This window comes from Bradyrhizobium sp. (genome assembly GCF_017881085.1).
GTDB lineage: Bacteria > Pseudomonadota > Alphaproteobacteria > Rhizobiales > Xanthobacteraceae > Bradyrhizobium.
Map to the genome: position 1 here is coordinate 1 of NZ_JADGRI010000092.1, position 16,634 is coordinate 16,634.

Below are 16,634 nucleotides of genomic sequence, written 5' to 3' on the forward strand. Positions count from 1 at the left end.
GTGCAGCAACTATCTGTTCTTGGTCGGGTTAGAACAAGCCTGTCGCCAAGGAGCTGCCGTTGTCCCTCGCCAAGAATGTCGATTACCTGCGAAGTCTGCCGAAGCTGAACGGCATTAACGGCTTTGCGGATTTCGGGCGGACCCTTAAGCCGGGTCAGCGCAGTCCGATTGTTGAAACCAAGGACTTCGGGTCGAATCCGGGTAGTCTCCGGATGTTTTCGTTTGCACCTGACAATCTCCAGCCGGCGCCGGGCCTTGTCGTCGTCTTGCACGGTTGTGGTCAGACCGCCGCCGGTTACGATCTGGGCGCGGGCTGGTCGACCTTGGCGAAACACTATGGTTTCGCACTGCTGATGCCCCAGCAGCAGCCGCTTAACAATGCCAACGGATGCTTCAACTGGTTCAATCCGGAAGACACCGCACGCGATAGCGGCGAAGCCTGCTCGATCCGGCAGATGATCACGCGGGCGGTCAAGGACATCGGGATCGACCGCGAGCGCGTATTCGTTACCGGGCTTTCGGCCGGTGGTGCCATGACCTCGGTCATGCTTGCGACCTATCCCGAGGTGTTCGCGGCGGGTGCAGTCATCGCGGGCTTGCCGTTCGGCGTTGCCAGCAACGTGCGGGAAGCGCTGAGCGGAATGTTCCAGTCTCCAGCGCGCCCGGCGTCCGAACTCGGCGATCTCGTGCGCGATGCTTCCGATCACAAAGGACCATGGCCAAAGCTCTCGGTGTGGCACGGCAGCGCCGATCGCACCGTCAACCCTGCCAACGCCAACGAGATCGTCAAGCAGTGGCTCGACGTGCATCAATTGCCCTCGGCGCCGATGTCGGAAGGCACCGTCAACGGCTATCCGCGGCAGGTCTGGTGGAACGCGGAGGGCGAAACGATCATTGAATCCTACAGCATTACCGATATGGCCCACGGCACCCCGCTTGGAATTGGTGACAATGACAAGCGGTACGGCACCCAGGGTGCGTTCCTGATTGAGGCGGGAATCTCGTCATCGTATCAGATTGCGAATTTCTTCGGCCTGACCGAATGGGTTCGTCGGTCGAAGGTAGCTGCAGCCGCAACTTCGAAAAAGCCGGTTTCTACCGAAGCCCCAAAGAAGGTGGCCACGGTGGAGGCTTCGAGGGAAGCCGCGAAAGCAATTCCGGCGGTTGCACCGGCTTCAGCGCCGGATCTCACCCAGGTGCTGTGGCCGCTGACGACCCTCCATCGCCCCGCCGAGCCGCCTCAAGAGCCGCGGCGGCGCGGCATCGACGTCGGCAGCGTCATCACGCGGGCGTTGACGGCGGCTGGCCTCATGAAGTGAGGCCTCACGCGGCACGCCCTCAAGCCGCGAGCCTTCGGCGCGATGGTTAACGGCGGTGCCGCGCCTTTACCGCCGATTTGTTCCAATCCCAAATGAGATATTTTGTAATGCATGCCGGCACTGCGGGTTTGCTAGGCCTGTGACGGGCGGCTAAGTTCCCGCTGCAAACTGGGCTGAACTTGGCTATCGATCGTTCCCTGATGTTGAAAACCAACCGGCCGACTTCTGCGGATTTTCTCGCCGGCGGTGGCGAGATGGGCGCGTTGACGCGGGCCCATGACTGGTCGGCAACGCCGCTGGGAAAATACGAGACCTGGCCGCAAAGTCTGCGCACGGCCGTGCGCATTCTGCTCAACACCAACCATCCGATGTTCATCTGGTGGGGCCCCGAACTCATTCAATTCTATAACGACGCCTATCGCCAGACCATGGGGCCCGAGCGGCACCCGAGCGCGCTGGGTCAGCGCGGGCAGGAATGCTGGGAGGAGATCTGGCCCATTATCGGCCCCCAGATCGAGCAGGTGATGAGCGGCGGTGGCGCGACCTGGCATGAAAACCAGCTCGTTCCGGTGACGCGTCATGGCAGGCTGGAACAGGTCTACTGGACCTATAGTTACAGTCCGATCGATGAGGGCGACCGCGTCGGCGGTGTGCTGGTGGTTTGCCGCGACGTGACCAGGGATTATCTGGCCGCCGCCGAATTGCGGGAACGCGAGGCCGAACTGGCGCGCGTACAACAGATCGGCCAGATCGGCGGCCTCGAGGTCGACTTGAGAAGCGGCTTCCGCAATCGCCGGTCGCCGGAATATCTGCTGATCCACGGATTGGCGCCCGATGCGGCCAACGAGACCCATGAGGACTGGGTCCGGCGTATTCACCCCGAAGATCGCGAGGCGACCGAGAAGAAATTCCGCGATGCCATCGCAGCCAAGGATCGTGAATACACCGTGCAATACCGGATCATCCGCCCCAGCGACGGCGAGACGCGCTGGATTTCGGTCAAGTCGACCATCGAGCGCGACGAAACCGGCAGAGCCGTCCGTCTGGTCGGCGCGCATACCGATGTCACCGAGCAGGTGATGGCGGAGCAAGCGCTTCGGCAAAGCGAGGAGCGACACCGCAGGCTTGCCGACCAGCTCGCCGAGCTGAACGCGACGCTGGCGCAACGCGTCGAGGAAAAGACCCGGGAGCGCGACCGCATCTGGAACGTGTCGCAGGATCTGCTGGTGGTTGCCGATAGCAACGGCGTTTGGCAAACCGTCAACCCGGCATGGACCCGAACGCTCGGCTGGAGCGAGGCTGAACTGCTCAATCGTACGTCGGAATGGCTGGAGCATCCCGACGACAACGGACTGACGCAGGCGCAGGTCAGGAAGCTCGGCGCCGGCGAGACCACCGTGCGGTTCGAAAGCCGTTTTCGCCACAAGGACGGCTCCTATCGCTGGCTGTCATGGACGGGGGTCTCGGATAAGGATCGCAGCTATGCGGTCGCCCGCGACGTGACCGCGGAGAAGGCCGCGGCGGAGCGGCTCCGGGCCACCGAGGAAGCCTTGCTGCAGTCGCAGAAGATGGAAGCGGTGGGACAACTGACCGGCGGCATCGCCCACGATTTCAACAATCTCCTGACCGGGATCGTCGGTTCGCTGGATCTGCTGCAGACTCGGCTCAACCAGGGGCGCACCGACAATGTTGGGCGCTACATCAATGCGGCGATGACGTCGGCGAACCGCGCCGCGGCGCTCACCCACCGCCTGCTGGCGTTTGCCCGGCGGCAGCCGCTGATCCCGAAGAGCGTCGATGTCAATCAGCTCGTGGTGTCGCTGGAGGATCTGCTGCGCCGGACCATCGGCGAGACCATCGATCTCCAGATTGTCGCGGCAAACGATCTATGGAGCACGTTGTGCGATCCCAATCAGCTGGAAAGCGCGCTGCTCAATCTCGCCATCAATGCCCGCGACGCCATGCCGGATGGCGGCAGGCTCGCCATCGCCACCTCCAACGCGCGGGTCGACAGCGTGACCGCAGAGACGCCCGCGCTGTCGCCGGGCGATTATGTCTGCATCACCGTCACCGACACTGGCGTCGGCATGAGCGCGGAGGTGGCGGCGCGTGCCTTCGATCCGTTCTTCACCACCAAGCCGATCGGGCAGGGCACCGGGCTCGGGCTTTCCATGATCTATGGATTCGCCCGGCAGTCGAACGGTCACGTCACCATCGACAGCAAGATCGGGCAGGGGACGACGGTCAGGCTCTATCTGCCCCGGCATCACGGCGACGTCGCCGCTTCGCAGGCCTCGGCCGCCAGAATGGCCGAACACGCCGCGACCGGTGAAACCGTGCTGGTGATCGAGGATGAGCCGGTGGTGCGCGGCGTCATCGTGGAAATGCTCGCCGAGCAGGGCTACCGGACGCTGGAGGCGGTCGACGGACCGTCGGGGTTGAAAATCCTGCGCTCGGGCGAGCGCATCGATCTCCTGGTCACCGACGTCGGATTGCCCGGTATGAACGGCCGTCAGGTCGCCGACCAGGCGCGCGAGAGCAGGCCCGACCTCAATATCCTTTTCATCACCGGCTATGCCGAGAGCGTGGCGATGGCAGACGGCTTTTTGCAGCCGGGCATGGAAATGATAACCAAGCCGTTCGATCTCGACCATCTCGCCCAGCGCGTCCGCGCGATGATTTCGGGTTAGGGCGCCATCACGGCAACGCGGTCTCCCCGATCAGCTCGATCGGCGTGACCGTGACTTCGCCGCCGGCGACCCGCCGTGTCTTTTCCGTATAGTGCTTGAAGAAATCCCGCGATTGCAGCGTCTTGACGGCCTGCTCGTCGGCCGCCGCGGCGAGATGGAAATAGCTGGAATCGTCGCGGTTCTTCATGACGCGGTAGCTGATCTTTCCCTTGAGTTCGGGATCGCCGTTGAGCGCGGCGATAAAGGTGGCAATCTCCCGGTGCCATTCGTCCGGCGTGCCGTTGGCGAACTGATATTTGATCATGAAGTGTTTCATCGGTCGCTTCCCGTTGCAGATCCCAATCTGGCGCCGTCAGGACCGATGACGCAAGTATGGACAAAAATGATACTATGGACTTTCTCGTACCTGCTCGTCATCTTGCCGCGGTCGAGTAACGGTCCGTTGGAGGTGATGCGATGGCGAACGCAAAATCAGCACCGGCTTGCGGATGCCCGGTGGCGGCGTTCCAGAAGATGATCAGCGGCAAGTACAAGCTGCGGATCGTCTGGGATCTGCAGGATGGCCCGAAGCGTTATGGCGAAATCCGCAGCGGCCTGCTGCGCGGCGCAAGCGGTAGCGCAGCGATTGCGCCGCGCGTGCTCTCCCGCGAATTGAAGGCGCTCACCGAAAGCGGCCTGATCGATCGCCGGGATTACGGCGTCGTGCCGCCCAAGGTGGAATATCGCCTGACCCGCAAGGGCAAGAGTTTTGTCCCCGTGATCGCCGCCATCCGCAACTGGGGGGCGCGCCATCTCGCGCAGGCCGACACGGCCGAGATGGTCGCGGCCGAATAGTCGATCTTCCCGCCTTAATGCCGGTGCCTTACATCGCGCCGGTGAGGAACGGGTTGGTCATCCGCTCCTGGCCGATGCTCGATCCCGGGCCGTGGCCGCAGATGAAGCCGACATCATCGCCGAGCGGCAGCAGCTTGTCGACGATTGACTTGATTAGCGTCGCGTGATTGCCGCCGGGAATGTCGCTGCGCCCGACCGAACCGCTGAACAAGACGTCGCCGACATGCGCGAATCGCATTTCCTTGTTGAAGAACACCACGCTACCCGGCGAATGGCCGGGGCAGTGCAGAATGTCGAAGCTCAGTTCGCCGATCGAGACCTGGTCGCCTTCATCCAGCCAGCGGTCCGGCGCGAAATCGCGCACCCCGGTCATGCCGAACCGGGCGCCGCTCGACACCACATTGTCGAGCAGGAACTTGTCGGCGATGTGCGGGCCTTCGATCGGCACCTTCAGCGCGTCGCGCAGTTCGGCGGCGCCGCCGACGTGGTCGATATGGCCGTGGGTCAGCCAGATCTTCCCCACGTCGACCTTGGTTTGCTTGATCGCTTCCAGAATTTTCGGCACTTCGCCGCCGGGGTCGATCACAACAGCCTTTTTGGTGGCTTCGCACCATATCAGCGTGCAATTCTGCTCGAACAGGGTCACCGGAATAATGGCGGCGCCGGCCTTCGCCTTGGTCTCGGTTTCCTGGGTCATGCCAGCACAATGCCGATTTTTTGGTAGGTGCCAAGTAAAAGATTTCGGCAATTTCGGCCGGCCTGACTTGCCGCGACAGCTATATAGACTGCCGTTCCCCGCCGTCTCCCGTCATAGCGGCATCGTCGTTGTCATGCGGGGTGCCGATGATATTTCATGGGCTTGAACCGGTTTCCGGGTGCGGCGTTACCCTGCGCGATACGGCATGAGAAATGACCCTGAGATGAAACAAAGCAACGAAATCTGGTGGCGGCACGGTGTGTTCTATCAAATCTACCCGCGGTCGTTTCAGGATACCGATGGGGACGGGGTCGGCGACATCAAAGGGATCATCGACCGGCTGCCCTATTTGCAGGCGCTTCGCATTGATGCGATCTGGCTGTCGCCGATCTTTCCCTCGCCGATGGCCGATTTCGGTTACGATATCGCGGACTATACCGGCATCGATCCGCTGTTCGGCAGCATGGCCGACTTCGACGCGCTCATCAGCGCCGCGCACGCGAGCGGGCTCAAAGTCATCCTCGATCTCGTGCCCAACCATACCTCCGACCAGCATCCCTGGTTCATCGAAGGCCGAAGTTCGCGCGATAATCCAAGGCGCGACTGGTACATCTGGCGTGACGGAAAGGCAGACGGCCCGCCGAACAACTGGCTGTCGGAATTCGGCGGCAGCGCCTGGGAATACGACGCCGCCACCGGGCAATATTATTATCACGCCTTCCTTGCCCAGCAGCCGGACCTGAACTGGCGCAACCCGGAGGTGCGGCAGGCGATCTATGACGTCATGCGTTTTTGGCTTCGCAAAGGGGTCGACGGCTTCCGGGTCGACGTGATCTGGCATTTGATCAAGGATGCGGAATTCCGCGACAATCCGCCCAATCCACATTTCCGCGAGGGGCGGCCGCCGCACGAAAGCATTCTGACGCGATATTCCACCGATCAGCCCGAAGTGCATGAGGTGATCGCGCAGATGCGGCGCGTGATCGACGAATTCGACGATCGCGTGCTGATCGGTGAGATCTATCTGCCGCTGCACCGGCTGGTCGCCTATTACGGCAACGACCTTACCGGCGCGCAGATGCCGTTCAATTTCGCGCTGCTCTCGACGCTGTGGAGTGCAAGGTCGATCGAGAAGATCATTGCCGATTATGAAGCGGCGCTCCCTCCGGGTGCGTGGCCGAACTGGGTGCTGGGCAATCACGACCGGCCGCGGGTGGCGAGCCGGGTCGGACAGGACCAGGCGCGCGTCGCCGCGATGCTGCTGCTGACCTTACGGGGAACGCCGACGCTGTATTACGGCGACGAAATCGGCATGCACCAGGTCGCGATCGCGCCCGAGCAGGTCCGCGATCCCTTCGAGAAGAACGTGCCGGGGATCGGGGTCGGCCGGGACGGCTGCCGCACGCCGATGCAATGGGATGCGACGGCTCACGCCGGCTTCTCGGCCTCGAGGCCATGGCTGCCGCTGCCGGATGATTTCGTCCGCGAGAACGTGGTCAACCTCGCGGCGGACGCGCGGTCGATTCTCAGCCTCTATCAGGCGCTGATCGCTTTGCGAAAGGAATTGCCGCAACTTCGATCCGGCGATTACGTGCCGATCGCAGCAGAGGGCGACCTGTTGCTCTACCGGCGGGAAGGCGGGGGCGATGCGGTCGTGATCGCGCTGAACCTTGGAGATCAGCCGGTTTCGATCGCATCGGATGCCGCGGGGCTCGCCGGGAAAATTTTGCTTTCAACTTTCTTGGACAGGGAAGGCGAGAAGGTTGAAGGCGCGCTCGATCTGCGCGGCAATGAAGGCGTGATCATCGGTGCTACGCCGATAGATCACGCGGGATGACCGGCCTTGCCGGCGGCGTCGATGTCAATGTCGCTGCGCTTGAGCAGATAGTCGAGGCCGCCGACGCGATACCAGCGGTAGCCATAGGCTTCGAGCAGCAGCCGGTGCCGGCCGCGCTCATTGGCGTGGCTGTGGTCTTCCGCCAGCAAATTGACCAGAAGCTGGCCGCCGTCTCCGGGCAGGCCAACCGCAAACGAAACCTCGCGCGGCTTCTCATCGAGATTGTGCACGAACAACACCGAATTGTTGCGCCAGTCGTAACGGATGACCAGCACCGCCGGGTCGCGCGTGGCTATCACCTTGAAATCGCCCCAGCCGATCTCCGGAACTTCCTTGCGCATCCGGATGATGCGCTCGGTCCAGTTCAGCATCGAATTGGGATCGCGGCGCTGTTTGGCGACGTTGACGTGCTCGAAGCCGTACGGGCCCTGATTGATCACGGGCGAGCACGGTTTGTTGCTCTGGGTGAAACCGGCATTCGGCTCGGTCGACCATTGCATCGGCGTGCGGGCGCAATTGCGCTCGGGCAGTGCCAGATTGTCGCCCATCCCGATTTCGTCGCCATAGCGGATCACGGGGGTTCCCGGCAGCGTGCACATCAGGCTGTAGGCGAGTTCGAGGCGGCGCCGGTCGCCGCCCAGCATCGGCGAGAGGCGGCGACGGATTCCGCGGTCGTAAAGCTGCATGTCCTTGTCGGGACCAAATTTTGCGAACACCAGATCGCGCTGCGCCTTTGTCAATCGGCCGAGATCGAGTTCGTCGTGGTTGCGCAGGAACAGGCCCCATTGCGCGGTGGCGGGTCGAGGCTTGGTGGCATTGAGCGCCTTGGCAAGCGGCCGCGAGTCGGCGGACGCCAGCGCATAGAACAGATTCTGGTTGACGTAGAAGTTGAACATCATCTGTATACGGTCGCCGTCATCGCCGAAATATTCCATGTCGGTTTCGGGCAGCACATTGGCCTCGCCGAGAATGATGGCGTCGCCCTCCCGCCATTGCAGAAACTCGCGGAACGCGCGCAGCATGTCGTATTGCTCGACCGGCGTTCGGACCTTGGCGCCCTTGGTGGCGATCACGAACGGGACTGCGTCCATGCGGAAACCGGAAACGCCGAGCTGAATCCAGAACCCCATGATCTTGAGAATTTCCGCCTGCACGTGCGGGTTCGACGTGTTGAGGTCGGGCTGGAAATCGTAGAAGCGGTGAAAGTACCAGGCTCCGGCCTCCTTATCGCGCGTCCAGGTCGATTTCTGCACGCCGGGAAACACCATGCCCTTGCCGGCGTTGGCCGGCTTCTTGTCGGCCCAGACGTACCAGTCGCGGTAGGCTGAGTCCTTCGAGGCTCTGGCCTGCCGAAACCAGGCGTGCTGATCGGACGTGTGGTTGACGACGAGATCGATGATGACGCGGAGGCCCCGCTGCCGGCAGCCATGGGTGAATTCGACGAAGTCGCCGAGCGTGCCGTAGCGGGGATCGACGCCGTAATAGTCCGATATATCGTAACCGTCGTCCTTGCCGGGCGAGGGCTGGAACGGCATCAGCCAGATCGTGGTGATGCCAAGGCCCTGCAGATAATCCAGCCGGCGCAGCAGGCCCTTGAAATCGCCGATCCCGTCGCCGTTGGCGTCCATATAGGTGCCGACGGAAAGACAATAGAACACGCCGTTCTTGTACCAGAGGTCGTCGATCATTCGCTGAGCCTGTCCCCAGTCGTTGGTCACCGGTATCAAGTGGCTGCCGTCGCTCGGGTTCCCGTTGCATCCAACTTCCCATCGCCGGCCGCGGTGGAGAACGAAACCGGAATGGGTTAGAGTGCGGCGATGGAATCGCCCGTCCGCCAGATCAGCCTCGTGCCCCCGCCCGACCGCCGTCAGTCGGAGACGGCGCTGGCGATCGCGCGGGGCACGGCGCGGCTGTTACGGTCGCTGGGTTTTTCCTGCATCAGCGAATTGCCGCTGCCCTCGGGCCGCCGCGCCGATCTGGTGGCGCTGAACGAGCGCGGCGAAATCTGGATCGTGGAAATCAAATCCTCGATCGAGGATTTGCGCGCCGACCAGAAATGGCAGGACTACCGGATGCATTGCGACCGGCTGTTCTTCGCCTTCACCCAGGATCTGCCCTGCGAGATCTTTCCGCAGGATACCGGCCTGATCGTGGCCGACGCCTATGGCGCGCATATGCACTGCGAGGCGCCGGAGCATCGGCTGCCGGCGCCGACCCGCAAGCTGATGACGGTGCGGTTCGGGCTTGCCGCGGCGCAGCGCTTCAACCGCCTGGTCGATCCGCAGGGCCACGCGGAGTTTTAGAGCGCTTTCAGCGAAGTGGGTACCGGTTCGCGTGAAGAAGACGCGTCAAGAAAGCTCTAGCGGACGATCACCCCGAACCAGCCGAGGCCCTTATACGTTTCGTAGCCGGGGGTGAGGTGAAACGCCACCTGCGGGCCGCTGCGGTCCTTGTAGACGCCGCTCGTGCTGCCTTTCACCGTCAGCGGCATGCGCTCGGTGAGCAGGCCCTGACCGTCGGACGAGGCGATCACGCGGAACCTGGAATCCACCAGCAGCACGCGGGCCTTGTCGTCGTCGACGCGGACGCCCTGGACGATGGCGCGGGCCTGCGTCTCCCAATCGAAGTGGATGGCGAGCACGCCAAGCGGCTTGCCGTTGGCATGGCCGCCTTCGCGCACGCTGGCGCAATAGGTCGCGATCGGGGCATCGCCCAGCAGCGGCTGACGCTCGACATCGTCGGCGACGTAATCGTCGCCGGACCGCAGCTTGAGCGCGTCCTGGAACCAGCGCGTCTGGCTGACGTTTGCCCCCTTGACGCCGTAGCGGTCCGACCGGGCGCTCGCCAGCACCTTGCCCTCGAGGTCGCATAGCCACAGATCGAGATAGACGGTATAGGCGCGCAGGATCACCGCAAGGCGTTCGGCGACGTAGGAAACATTCGCGGCGCTCGGATCGGCGGCGCAATCCACCACCGCGGAATCGGTGGCCCACCAGCGCACGTCGCAGGTGCGCTCATACAGGTTGCGATCGATCAGCTCGATCGCGTTCAGCGCGAGATCGACCATGCGTTCGCCGCGCGAACGCTCGGTCATCTCAGCGATCGACTGCATCAGGTTCGCGGTCCGCTTGGTGAGCTGGGTTTCCAGCTCGCGCGAGATTGTCTCCACCTTCTGGCCGACGCTGCGGACTTCCTGCGCCACCACGCCAAAACCCGCGCCGAGCACGCCGGCGCGCGAACTCTCGATCAGCGCGTTCAGCGCCAGCATTTTCATCTGGTTGGTGATCTGCTGAATCGACCTGGCCTTTTCGCAGGCAATCTGGTCGACCTCGGCGGTCAGTCGCGCAATCAGCGTGGAAATATCCGACTCGTCTTCGCCCGCAGCGGGTTCCGACGAGGCGGCCATCGCGTTGCTGGTACGGTTGATGGCAGCGACCATTGGCCTCTTTCCCCAGGCTGCTTCGGTCGTCCAGTTGATTGCGCCGGACGCGCCGGTATTAGCATGAGATTTGCTGCAGCTTGCTTAATGCACCCCTAGTGCCGCGTGCCCTGAAGTGCGTAAAATTGCGGATGCACTGATCAAAGATGCGGCAATCTGCCTGCATGTGAAGCAGACAACGCGGTCTGGGGTTACTCGCTCGGCTTGAGAGCTATCGCGGTGCGCGCTTGGCCAAAATGCGCTGCAGGGTGCGGCGATGCATGTTCAGCCGCCGCGCGGTCTCCGAGACGTTACGGTTGCACATCTCGTAGATGCGCTGGATGTGTTCCCAGCGCACGCGATCCGCCGACATCGGATTGCTCGGCGGTTCGGATTTCTCGGTGCCGCTGGCAAGCAGCGCGGCGACGACGTCGTCGGCATCCGCGGGTTTCGAAAGATAGTCCACCGCGCCCATCTTCACGGCGGTCACGGCGGTGGCGATGTTGCCGTAGCCGGTCAGCACGATGGCGCGTGCGTCCGGGCGCTTGCGCTTCAGCGCCGATACCACGTCAAGGCCGTTGCCGTCGCCGAGCCGCAGGTCCACAACGGCGAAAGCCGGTGCGGCCTTGCCGATCTGCGCCAATCCATCGCTGACGCTGTCGCAGGACGTCACGGTGAAGCCCCGGGTTTCCATGGCGCGGGAAAGACGCTCCAGGAACGGCTTGTCGTCCTCCACGATCAGGAGCGAGCGGTCAGCGTGGCCGGTCAGTTCGGCGATGGCATTCACGATTGGTTATCCCCAAGGCTTGGATGTCACATCATATGGCGTTCCAGCGCGTCGCTGCCAAGGCCGTACAAAGTCGATCGCTCCGACGCAGGCCCGTGACCTCACTAAGATGCTGGTTCGGCTGGGGTTTCCTCGGCCTCGAAGCGCTGGCGCGGCCAGGCGATCTGGACCACGGCGCCGTGGTCCGGAAAGATCCGGTTGGTAAAGGAAACGTTGGCGCCGGTGCGCTCCAATAGCGTGCGGGCAATAAACACCCCGAGGCCAAGGCCGCGGTGCCCGCTTTGGGCGTCTTCCGGGCTGCGGCGCCGCGACAGATAGGGTTCGCCGATCCGCTTGATGATGTCGGGCGCGAAGCCCGCTCCATCGTCGGAAATGACGATCTCGACGGTATCGCTGTTCCACCATGCGTTGACCTCCACCGTCGTTCGCGCGAAATCGACCGCGTTCTCCAGGATGTTGCCGACACCATAGAGGATAGCCGGATTGCGGGTGCCGACCGGCTCGCTCGTGCCCGCAACCGCGATTCGCACCTTGATCGCGACCCCGAAATCACGATGCGGCGCCACGATCTCCTCGATCAGTGTCGATAACGGCATGCGATCGAACGGCGCGCCGGTTGCGGACAATTGCGTGATCTTGGCCAGGATATCGCGGCAGCGCTGTGCCTGTTCGCGCAAGGTCCTGATATCGCCCGCGAACTGGCTGTTATCCTGCAGGCTCTTCTCCAATTCGCGCGAAATCAGGAAGATCGTCGACAGCGGCGTGCCGAGTTCATGCGCCGCCGCGGCGGCCAAGCCGTCCAGTTGCGTAAGATGCTGTTCGCGGGTCAGCACCAGTTCAGTCGCCGCCAGCGCGTCCGACAACTTGCGGGCCTCTTCGGTAACCTGGAACGCATAAAGACTGGTGACCCCGATCGCGAGTACGATCGAGAGCCAGACGCCGAACAAATAGATCGGCGGCAGCACCAGCGGATCGTCGCTGTCCCAGGGCAGCGGCAGATGGAAGAACACCAGTACCGAGGCGCAGGCCACCGCCAGCAGCCCGAGTGCAATCGTCAGCCGCACCGGCAGCGCCGTTGCCGAGATCAGAACCGGGGCGAGAAACATGAATGAAAACGGATTCTGCAGGCCGCCGGTGAAGAACAGCAGGCCCGCCAGTTCGACGATGTTCAATGCCAGCAGCGCCGCCGCGTAGACCGGCTCCAGCCGCTGCATCGGGTTGAACGCGGTCTGCAGCACGAGGTTGAGCAGGGCGGACAGGCCGACAATGATGACGCAGGGGATGACCTCGACGTCGAATTCGAGCCCTTGCACCACGATGAAGATCGCGACGAGTTGCCCGAGCACGGCGAGCCAGCGCAGCCGCAGGATGGTGTCCAGACGGACATAGCGGCGCGGATGGCGAAAATCGGAGGCGGCGATTTCGGTCATGCCGGAACTCTAGCCGCGCGGGGGCCGGACCACAAATTTGCCAGGCGCTGTCGGGGCATGGTCCAATGCCTTGCGCTTGCCGTCGCGATGGCCCAAGCAGCGGTCAGAGTAGCGGTCAGAGCAGCGGTCAAGGGACCGCCAAGGGACCTCCAAGGGAACGGCCCGCGTGATGAATGACGGCGCAGCCTCGTTGCCTTCGCCCGACGCCGATCCGATCATGCCGGCGGCGATCGAGGTCGCGCACCTCGTCAAAGTCTACAAGACCACCCGCGCGGTCGACGACGTCTCGTTCCGCATCGCGCGCGGCAGCGTGACCGGACTGCTCGGCGGCAACGGCGCCGGCAAGACCACGACCATCGCCATGATCATGGGGCTGGTGCTGCCGACCTCCGGCAGCATCCGGGTGCTGGGCTGTTCGATGCCCGAACAGAGCGCCGAGGTGCTGGGCAGGATGAATTTCGAAAGTCCCTATGTCGACATGCCGATGCGGCTCACGGTACGGCAGAACCTGACGATCTTCGGCCGGCTTTATGCGGTACCAAACTTGCGCGATCGCATCGAGCAGCTTGCCGCCGATCTCGATCTCGGCGAATTCCTCGACCGCGCCAACGGAAAACTCTCCGCCGGGCAGAAGACCCGTGTCGCGCTGGCGAAGGCGCTGATCAACCGGCCCGAGCTGTTGCTGCTGGACGAGCCGACGGCGTCGCTCGATCCCGATACCGCCGACTGGATCCGCCAGCACCTGCTGACCTACCGCAAGACCCGGGGGGCGACCATCCTGTTGGCGTCGCACAACATGCTCGAAGTGGAGCGGCTGTGCGACCGCGTCATCATCATGAAGCGCGGCCGCATCGAGGACGACGACAGCCCGAACGAGATCATGGCCCGCTACAACCGCGCGACGCTGGAGGAGGTGTTTCTCGACGTCGCGCGCGGCCGGGCGCAGGAGACCACGCCGTGAACCGGCTTGCCATCCATCTGGATATCGCGCCGCATCGCATCCATGCGATGATCCTGCGCTACTGGTATCTGTTGCTCTCGTCGTGGCCGCGGCTTTTGGAACTGCTGTATTGGCCGGCGCTGCAGATCATCACCTGGGGCTTTCTGCAGACCTACATCGCGCAAAATGCCGGGTTTTTCGCGCGCGCCGGCGGCACCCTGATCGGCGCGGTGATTCTGTGGGACATCCTGTTTCGCGGCCAGCTCGGGTTCTCGATCTCGTTCCTGGAGGAAATGTGGGCGCGCAATCTCGGCAATCTCTTGATGAGCCCGTTAAAGCCGATCGAGTTTCTGATCTCGCTGATGGTGATGAGCCTGATCCGGCTCGCGATCGGCGTGATCCCGATGACGCTGCTGGCGCTGTTTCTGTTCCGCTTCAATTTCTACGGCATCGGGCTGCCGCTGATCGCCTTCTTCTGCAACCTGATCTTCACCAGCTGGTCGGTCGGCATCTTCGTCTCCGGGCTGGTGCTGCGCAACGGGCTCGGCGCCGAAAGCATCGTCTGGACGCTGATGTTCGCGCTGATGCCGCTGGCCTGCATCTATTATCCGGTGACGGTGCTGCCGCACTGGCTGCAATACGTCGCCTGGACGCTGCCGCCGACCTATGTGTTCGAGGGCATGCGGGCGCTTTTGATCGACCATGTGTTCCGGGCCGACCTGATGGTCGCGGCGCTGGCCATCAACCTGGTGCTGCTGCTGGCGTCATTTGTGGCATTCCTTGCCCTCTTGCGCAGCGCCCGCCGCAACGGCTCGCTGCTCCAGGGTGGTGAATAAACCCGTAATCCCACGGAAAATCCCGTGGAATTGAAGATATTCCGCTTGTACTGCGCGTAGATATACCGATCTCTCCATTGACCCTTTATTACGCATTCGGCACTATGCTGCGTTGCAAGACAGGCGAGGAATACATGCCAATTGGTGAGTTCGGCGGCGCACCGCCCCTGGTGGCCGAAGGCAGTCCGGCGCTTACCACGCCGATGTACTGGATGTACGAAATGGCGCACGCGTCGCTCAATCCGGCGCGAGCCGTGACCGACGCGACCAAGATTCTGTTTCAGAATCCGCTCAATCCGTGGTCGCAAACCGAATTCGGCAAATCCATCGCCGCCGGCTGCGAATTGTTCGAGCGCACCACCCGCCGCTACGGCAAGCCCGAATGGGGTCTCAACGATACCGAAGTCAACGGCGTGCGCACGCCGATCGATATCCGCGTCGTCTGGGAAAAGCCGTTCTGCCGGCTGCTGTACTTCGATCGCAAGCTGACGCGGCCGCCTCGCAGCCCCCAGCCACGGGTACTGATCGTGGCGCCGATGTCCGGCCATTACGCGACGCTGTTGCGCGGCACCGTCGAAGCCTTCCTGCCGACCCATGAGGTCTATATCACCGACTGGGCCGATGCCCGGATGGTCCCGCTGACCGAGGGCCGCTTCGATCTCGACGACTATGTCGATTACCTCATCGAGATGCTGCACGCGCTCGGCGGCAACATGCATGTGATCGCCGTATGCCAGCCCTCGGTGCCGGTGGTGGCGGCTGTTTCGGTCATGGAAGCCGAGCGCGATCCCTTCGTTCCGCTGTCGATGACGCTGATGGGCGGTCCGATCGATACCCGCCGCAACCCGACGGCCGTCAACAATCTCGCCGCCGAACGCGGCATCGACTGGTTTCGCGCTCACGTCATCACCAAGGTGCCGTTTCCGCATCCGGGCGTCATGCGCGACGTCTATCCGGGCTTTCTGCAGCTCAGCGGCTTCATCAGCATGAACTTCGATCGCCATAGGGACGCCCACAAGGCGCTATTCAGCAATCTGGTAAAGGGTGACGGCGACCTGGTCGACAAGCACCGCGATTTCTATGACGAATATCTCGCGGTCATGGACCTGACGGCGGAGTATTACCTCCAGACGGTCGACACCGTGTTCGTCAAGCATGCGCTGCCGAAGGGCGAGATGACCCATCGCGGCAAGCTGGTCGACCCGTCGAAGGTCACGCGCGTGGCGCTGATGACGGTGGAAGGCGAGAACGACGACATTTCCGGGCTTGGGCAGACCGAAGCGACGCACGAACTGTGCAGTTCGATCCCCAACCATCGCCGGGTGCATTACGTGCAGAAGGGCGTGGGCCATTACGGCGTCTTCAACGGCTCCCGTTTCAAATCGGAAATCGTGCCGCGTATCTGCGATTTCATGATGTCGGCGGCGAATGTGAAGCCCTCATTGGTTTCTGTGAAGAAGCCATCGATCTCTGCGGCGGAATAAGCGTCGATTGGAGCGTTCTTTCGCGGAATCTTCACTTGAAGCCGAGATTCGGGGCCGAATGGACGGGGCGCTAACCCCCTGATCGGCCCGCGCAAGCCCCGATTCCCGGCCCTCCGAAGGAGTGAGTATGACCTCATTCCTTAAGGGGGCTGTTAGGGTACCTTTTTAGCCGAAATTAATTGTTCCAGGCCCATCCTATAGGGCCAATTAGCCGGTCAGCCCCTGTATATTGGGCAAATGATTTGTTTTTGCGCCGAGCGATTTCACTGGCGGCGGATATGGCAGAATCCGGGCGAACTCCTGATCCCCGGAATCGCAGACATGGCCACTCGCGCCCTCCTTTATCGGCGGCCTTACGAACC

Annotated in this window: 14 protein-coding genes and 1 pseudogene; 9 read left to right on the plus strand and 6 right to left on the minus strand. The window is 62.7% G+C overall.

Features of this window, described 5'->3' with window-relative positions; all coding sequences use genetic code 11:
• Positions 1-59: 59 nt before the first annotated feature.
• Both QZ213_RS11340 and QZ213_RS11345 read left to right on the plus strand, forming a co-directional pair.
• Positions 60-1,319, plus strand: a complete 1,260-nt coding sequence (locus QZ213_RS11340) for a PHB depolymerase family esterase (RefSeq protein ID WP_291686161.1) — start codon at positions 60-62, stop codon at positions 1,317-1,319.
• 200 nt (positions 1,320-1,519) lie between these two features.
• Positions 1,520-4,009 carry a hybrid sensor histidine kinase/response regulator gene (locus QZ213_RS11345; protein ID WP_291686162.1) on the plus strand — a complete coding sequence of 830 codons (2,490 nt, stop codon included), beginning with the start codon at positions 1,520-1,522 and terminating at the stop codon, positions 4,007-4,009.
• 7 nt (positions 4,010-4,016) lie between these two features.
• Here the strand turns inward: QZ213_RS11345 and QZ213_RS11350 are convergent, their stop codons facing one another.
• Positions 4,017-4,325 carry a hypothetical protein gene (locus tag QZ213_RS11350; protein WP_291686163.1) on the minus strand — a complete coding sequence of 103 codons (309 nt, stop codon included), beginning with the start codon at positions 4,323-4,325 and terminating at the stop codon, positions 4,017-4,019.
• Positions 4,326-4,465: 140 nt separating this feature from the next.
• Between QZ213_RS11350 and QZ213_RS11355 the strand changes: the two genes are divergently transcribed.
• Positions 4,466-4,843, plus strand: a complete 378-nt coding sequence (locus QZ213_RS11355) for a helix-turn-helix domain-containing protein (RefSeq protein WP_291686164.1) — start codon at positions 4,466-4,468, stop codon at positions 4,841-4,843.
• A gap of 28 nt (positions 4,844-4,871) precedes the next feature.
• Here the strand turns inward: QZ213_RS11355 and QZ213_RS11360 are convergent, their stop codons facing one another.
• Positions 4,872-5,540, minus strand: coding sequence for an MBL fold metallo-hydrolase (locus tag QZ213_RS11360; RefSeq protein WP_291686165.1), 669 nt, complete (start codon positions 5,538-5,540; stop codon positions 4,872-4,874).
• A gap of 223 nt (positions 5,541-5,763) precedes the next feature.
• Here QZ213_RS11360 and QZ213_RS11365 point away from each other — a divergent pair, with 223 nt between their 5' ends.
• Positions 5,764-7,377 carry an alpha-amylase family glycosyl hydrolase gene (locus QZ213_RS11365; protein WP_291686166.1) on the plus strand — a complete coding sequence of 538 codons (1,614 nt, stop codon included), beginning with the start codon at positions 5,764-5,766 and terminating at the stop codon, positions 7,375-7,377.
• Here QZ213_RS11365 and QZ213_RS11370 read toward each other — a convergent pair.
• Positions 7,365-9,065: an alpha-amylase family protein gene (locus QZ213_RS11370; protein WP_291686167.1), complete on the minus strand. Its 1,701-nt coding sequence runs from the start codon at positions 9,063-9,065 to the stop codon at positions 7,365-7,367. The genes QZ213_RS11365 and QZ213_RS11370 overlap by 13 nt on opposite strands.
• Before the next feature lie 129 nt (positions 9,066-9,194).
• On the opposite strand from QZ213_RS11370, the gene QZ213_RS11375 reads away from it, so the two are divergent.
• On the plus strand, positions 9,195-9,680 hold the full coding sequence (locus QZ213_RS11375) for an MmcB family DNA repair protein (protein WP_291686168.1): 486 nt from the start codon (positions 9,195-9,197) through the stop codon (positions 9,678-9,680).
• Positions 9,681-9,736: 56 nt separating this feature from the next.
• On the opposite strand, the gene QZ213_RS11380 is transcribed toward QZ213_RS11375, so the two are convergent.
• The 3 genes from QZ213_RS11380 to QZ213_RS11390 form a co-directional block, all read right to left on the minus strand.
• Complete coding sequence (locus QZ213_RS11380; protein ID WP_291686174.1) at positions 9,737-10,783, minus strand: methyl-accepting chemotaxis protein; 1,047 nt, start codon at positions 10,781-10,783, stop codon at positions 9,737-9,739.
• 244 nt (positions 10,784-11,027) lie between these two features.
• Positions 11,028-11,582, minus strand: coding sequence for an ActR/PrrA/RegA family redox response regulator transcription factor (locus QZ213_RS11385; RefSeq protein WP_291686169.1), 555 nt, complete (start codon positions 11,580-11,582; stop codon positions 11,028-11,030).
• 104 nt (positions 11,583-11,686) lie between these two features.
• Positions 11,687-13,012, minus strand: a complete 1,326-nt coding sequence (locus tag QZ213_RS11390) for an ActS/PrrB/RegB family redox-sensitive histidine kinase (protein ID WP_291686170.1) — start codon at positions 13,010-13,012, stop codon at positions 11,687-11,689.
• Between the two features lie 169 nt (positions 13,013-13,181).
• On the opposite strand from QZ213_RS11390, the gene QZ213_RS11395 reads away from it, so the two are divergent.
• The 4 genes and pseudogenes from QZ213_RS11395 to QZ213_RS11410 all read left to right on the plus strand — a co-directional run.
• Positions 13,182-13,973 carry an ABC transporter ATP-binding protein gene (locus tag QZ213_RS11395; protein WP_291686171.1) on the plus strand — a complete coding sequence of 264 codons (792 nt, stop codon included), beginning with the start codon at positions 13,182-13,184 and terminating at the stop codon, positions 13,971-13,973.
• A complete protein-coding gene (locus tag QZ213_RS11400; RefSeq protein WP_291686172.1) occupies positions 13,970-14,788 on the plus strand; it encodes an ABC transporter permease in 819 nt (272 codons plus the stop codon). The genes QZ213_RS11395 and QZ213_RS11400 overlap by 4 nt, the downstream gene beginning before the upstream one ends.
• Before the next feature lie 134 nt (positions 14,789-14,922).
• Entirely contained in the window at positions 14,923-16,272 is a 1,350-nt protein-coding gene (phaZ, locus tag QZ213_RS11405) for a polyhydroxyalkanoate depolymerase (protein ID WP_291686173.1), read from the plus strand.
• Between the two features lie 237 nt (positions 16,273-16,509).
• Positions 16,510-16,634, plus strand: a pseudogene (locus QZ213_RS11410) (metal-dependent hydrolase); the annotation flags it as partial.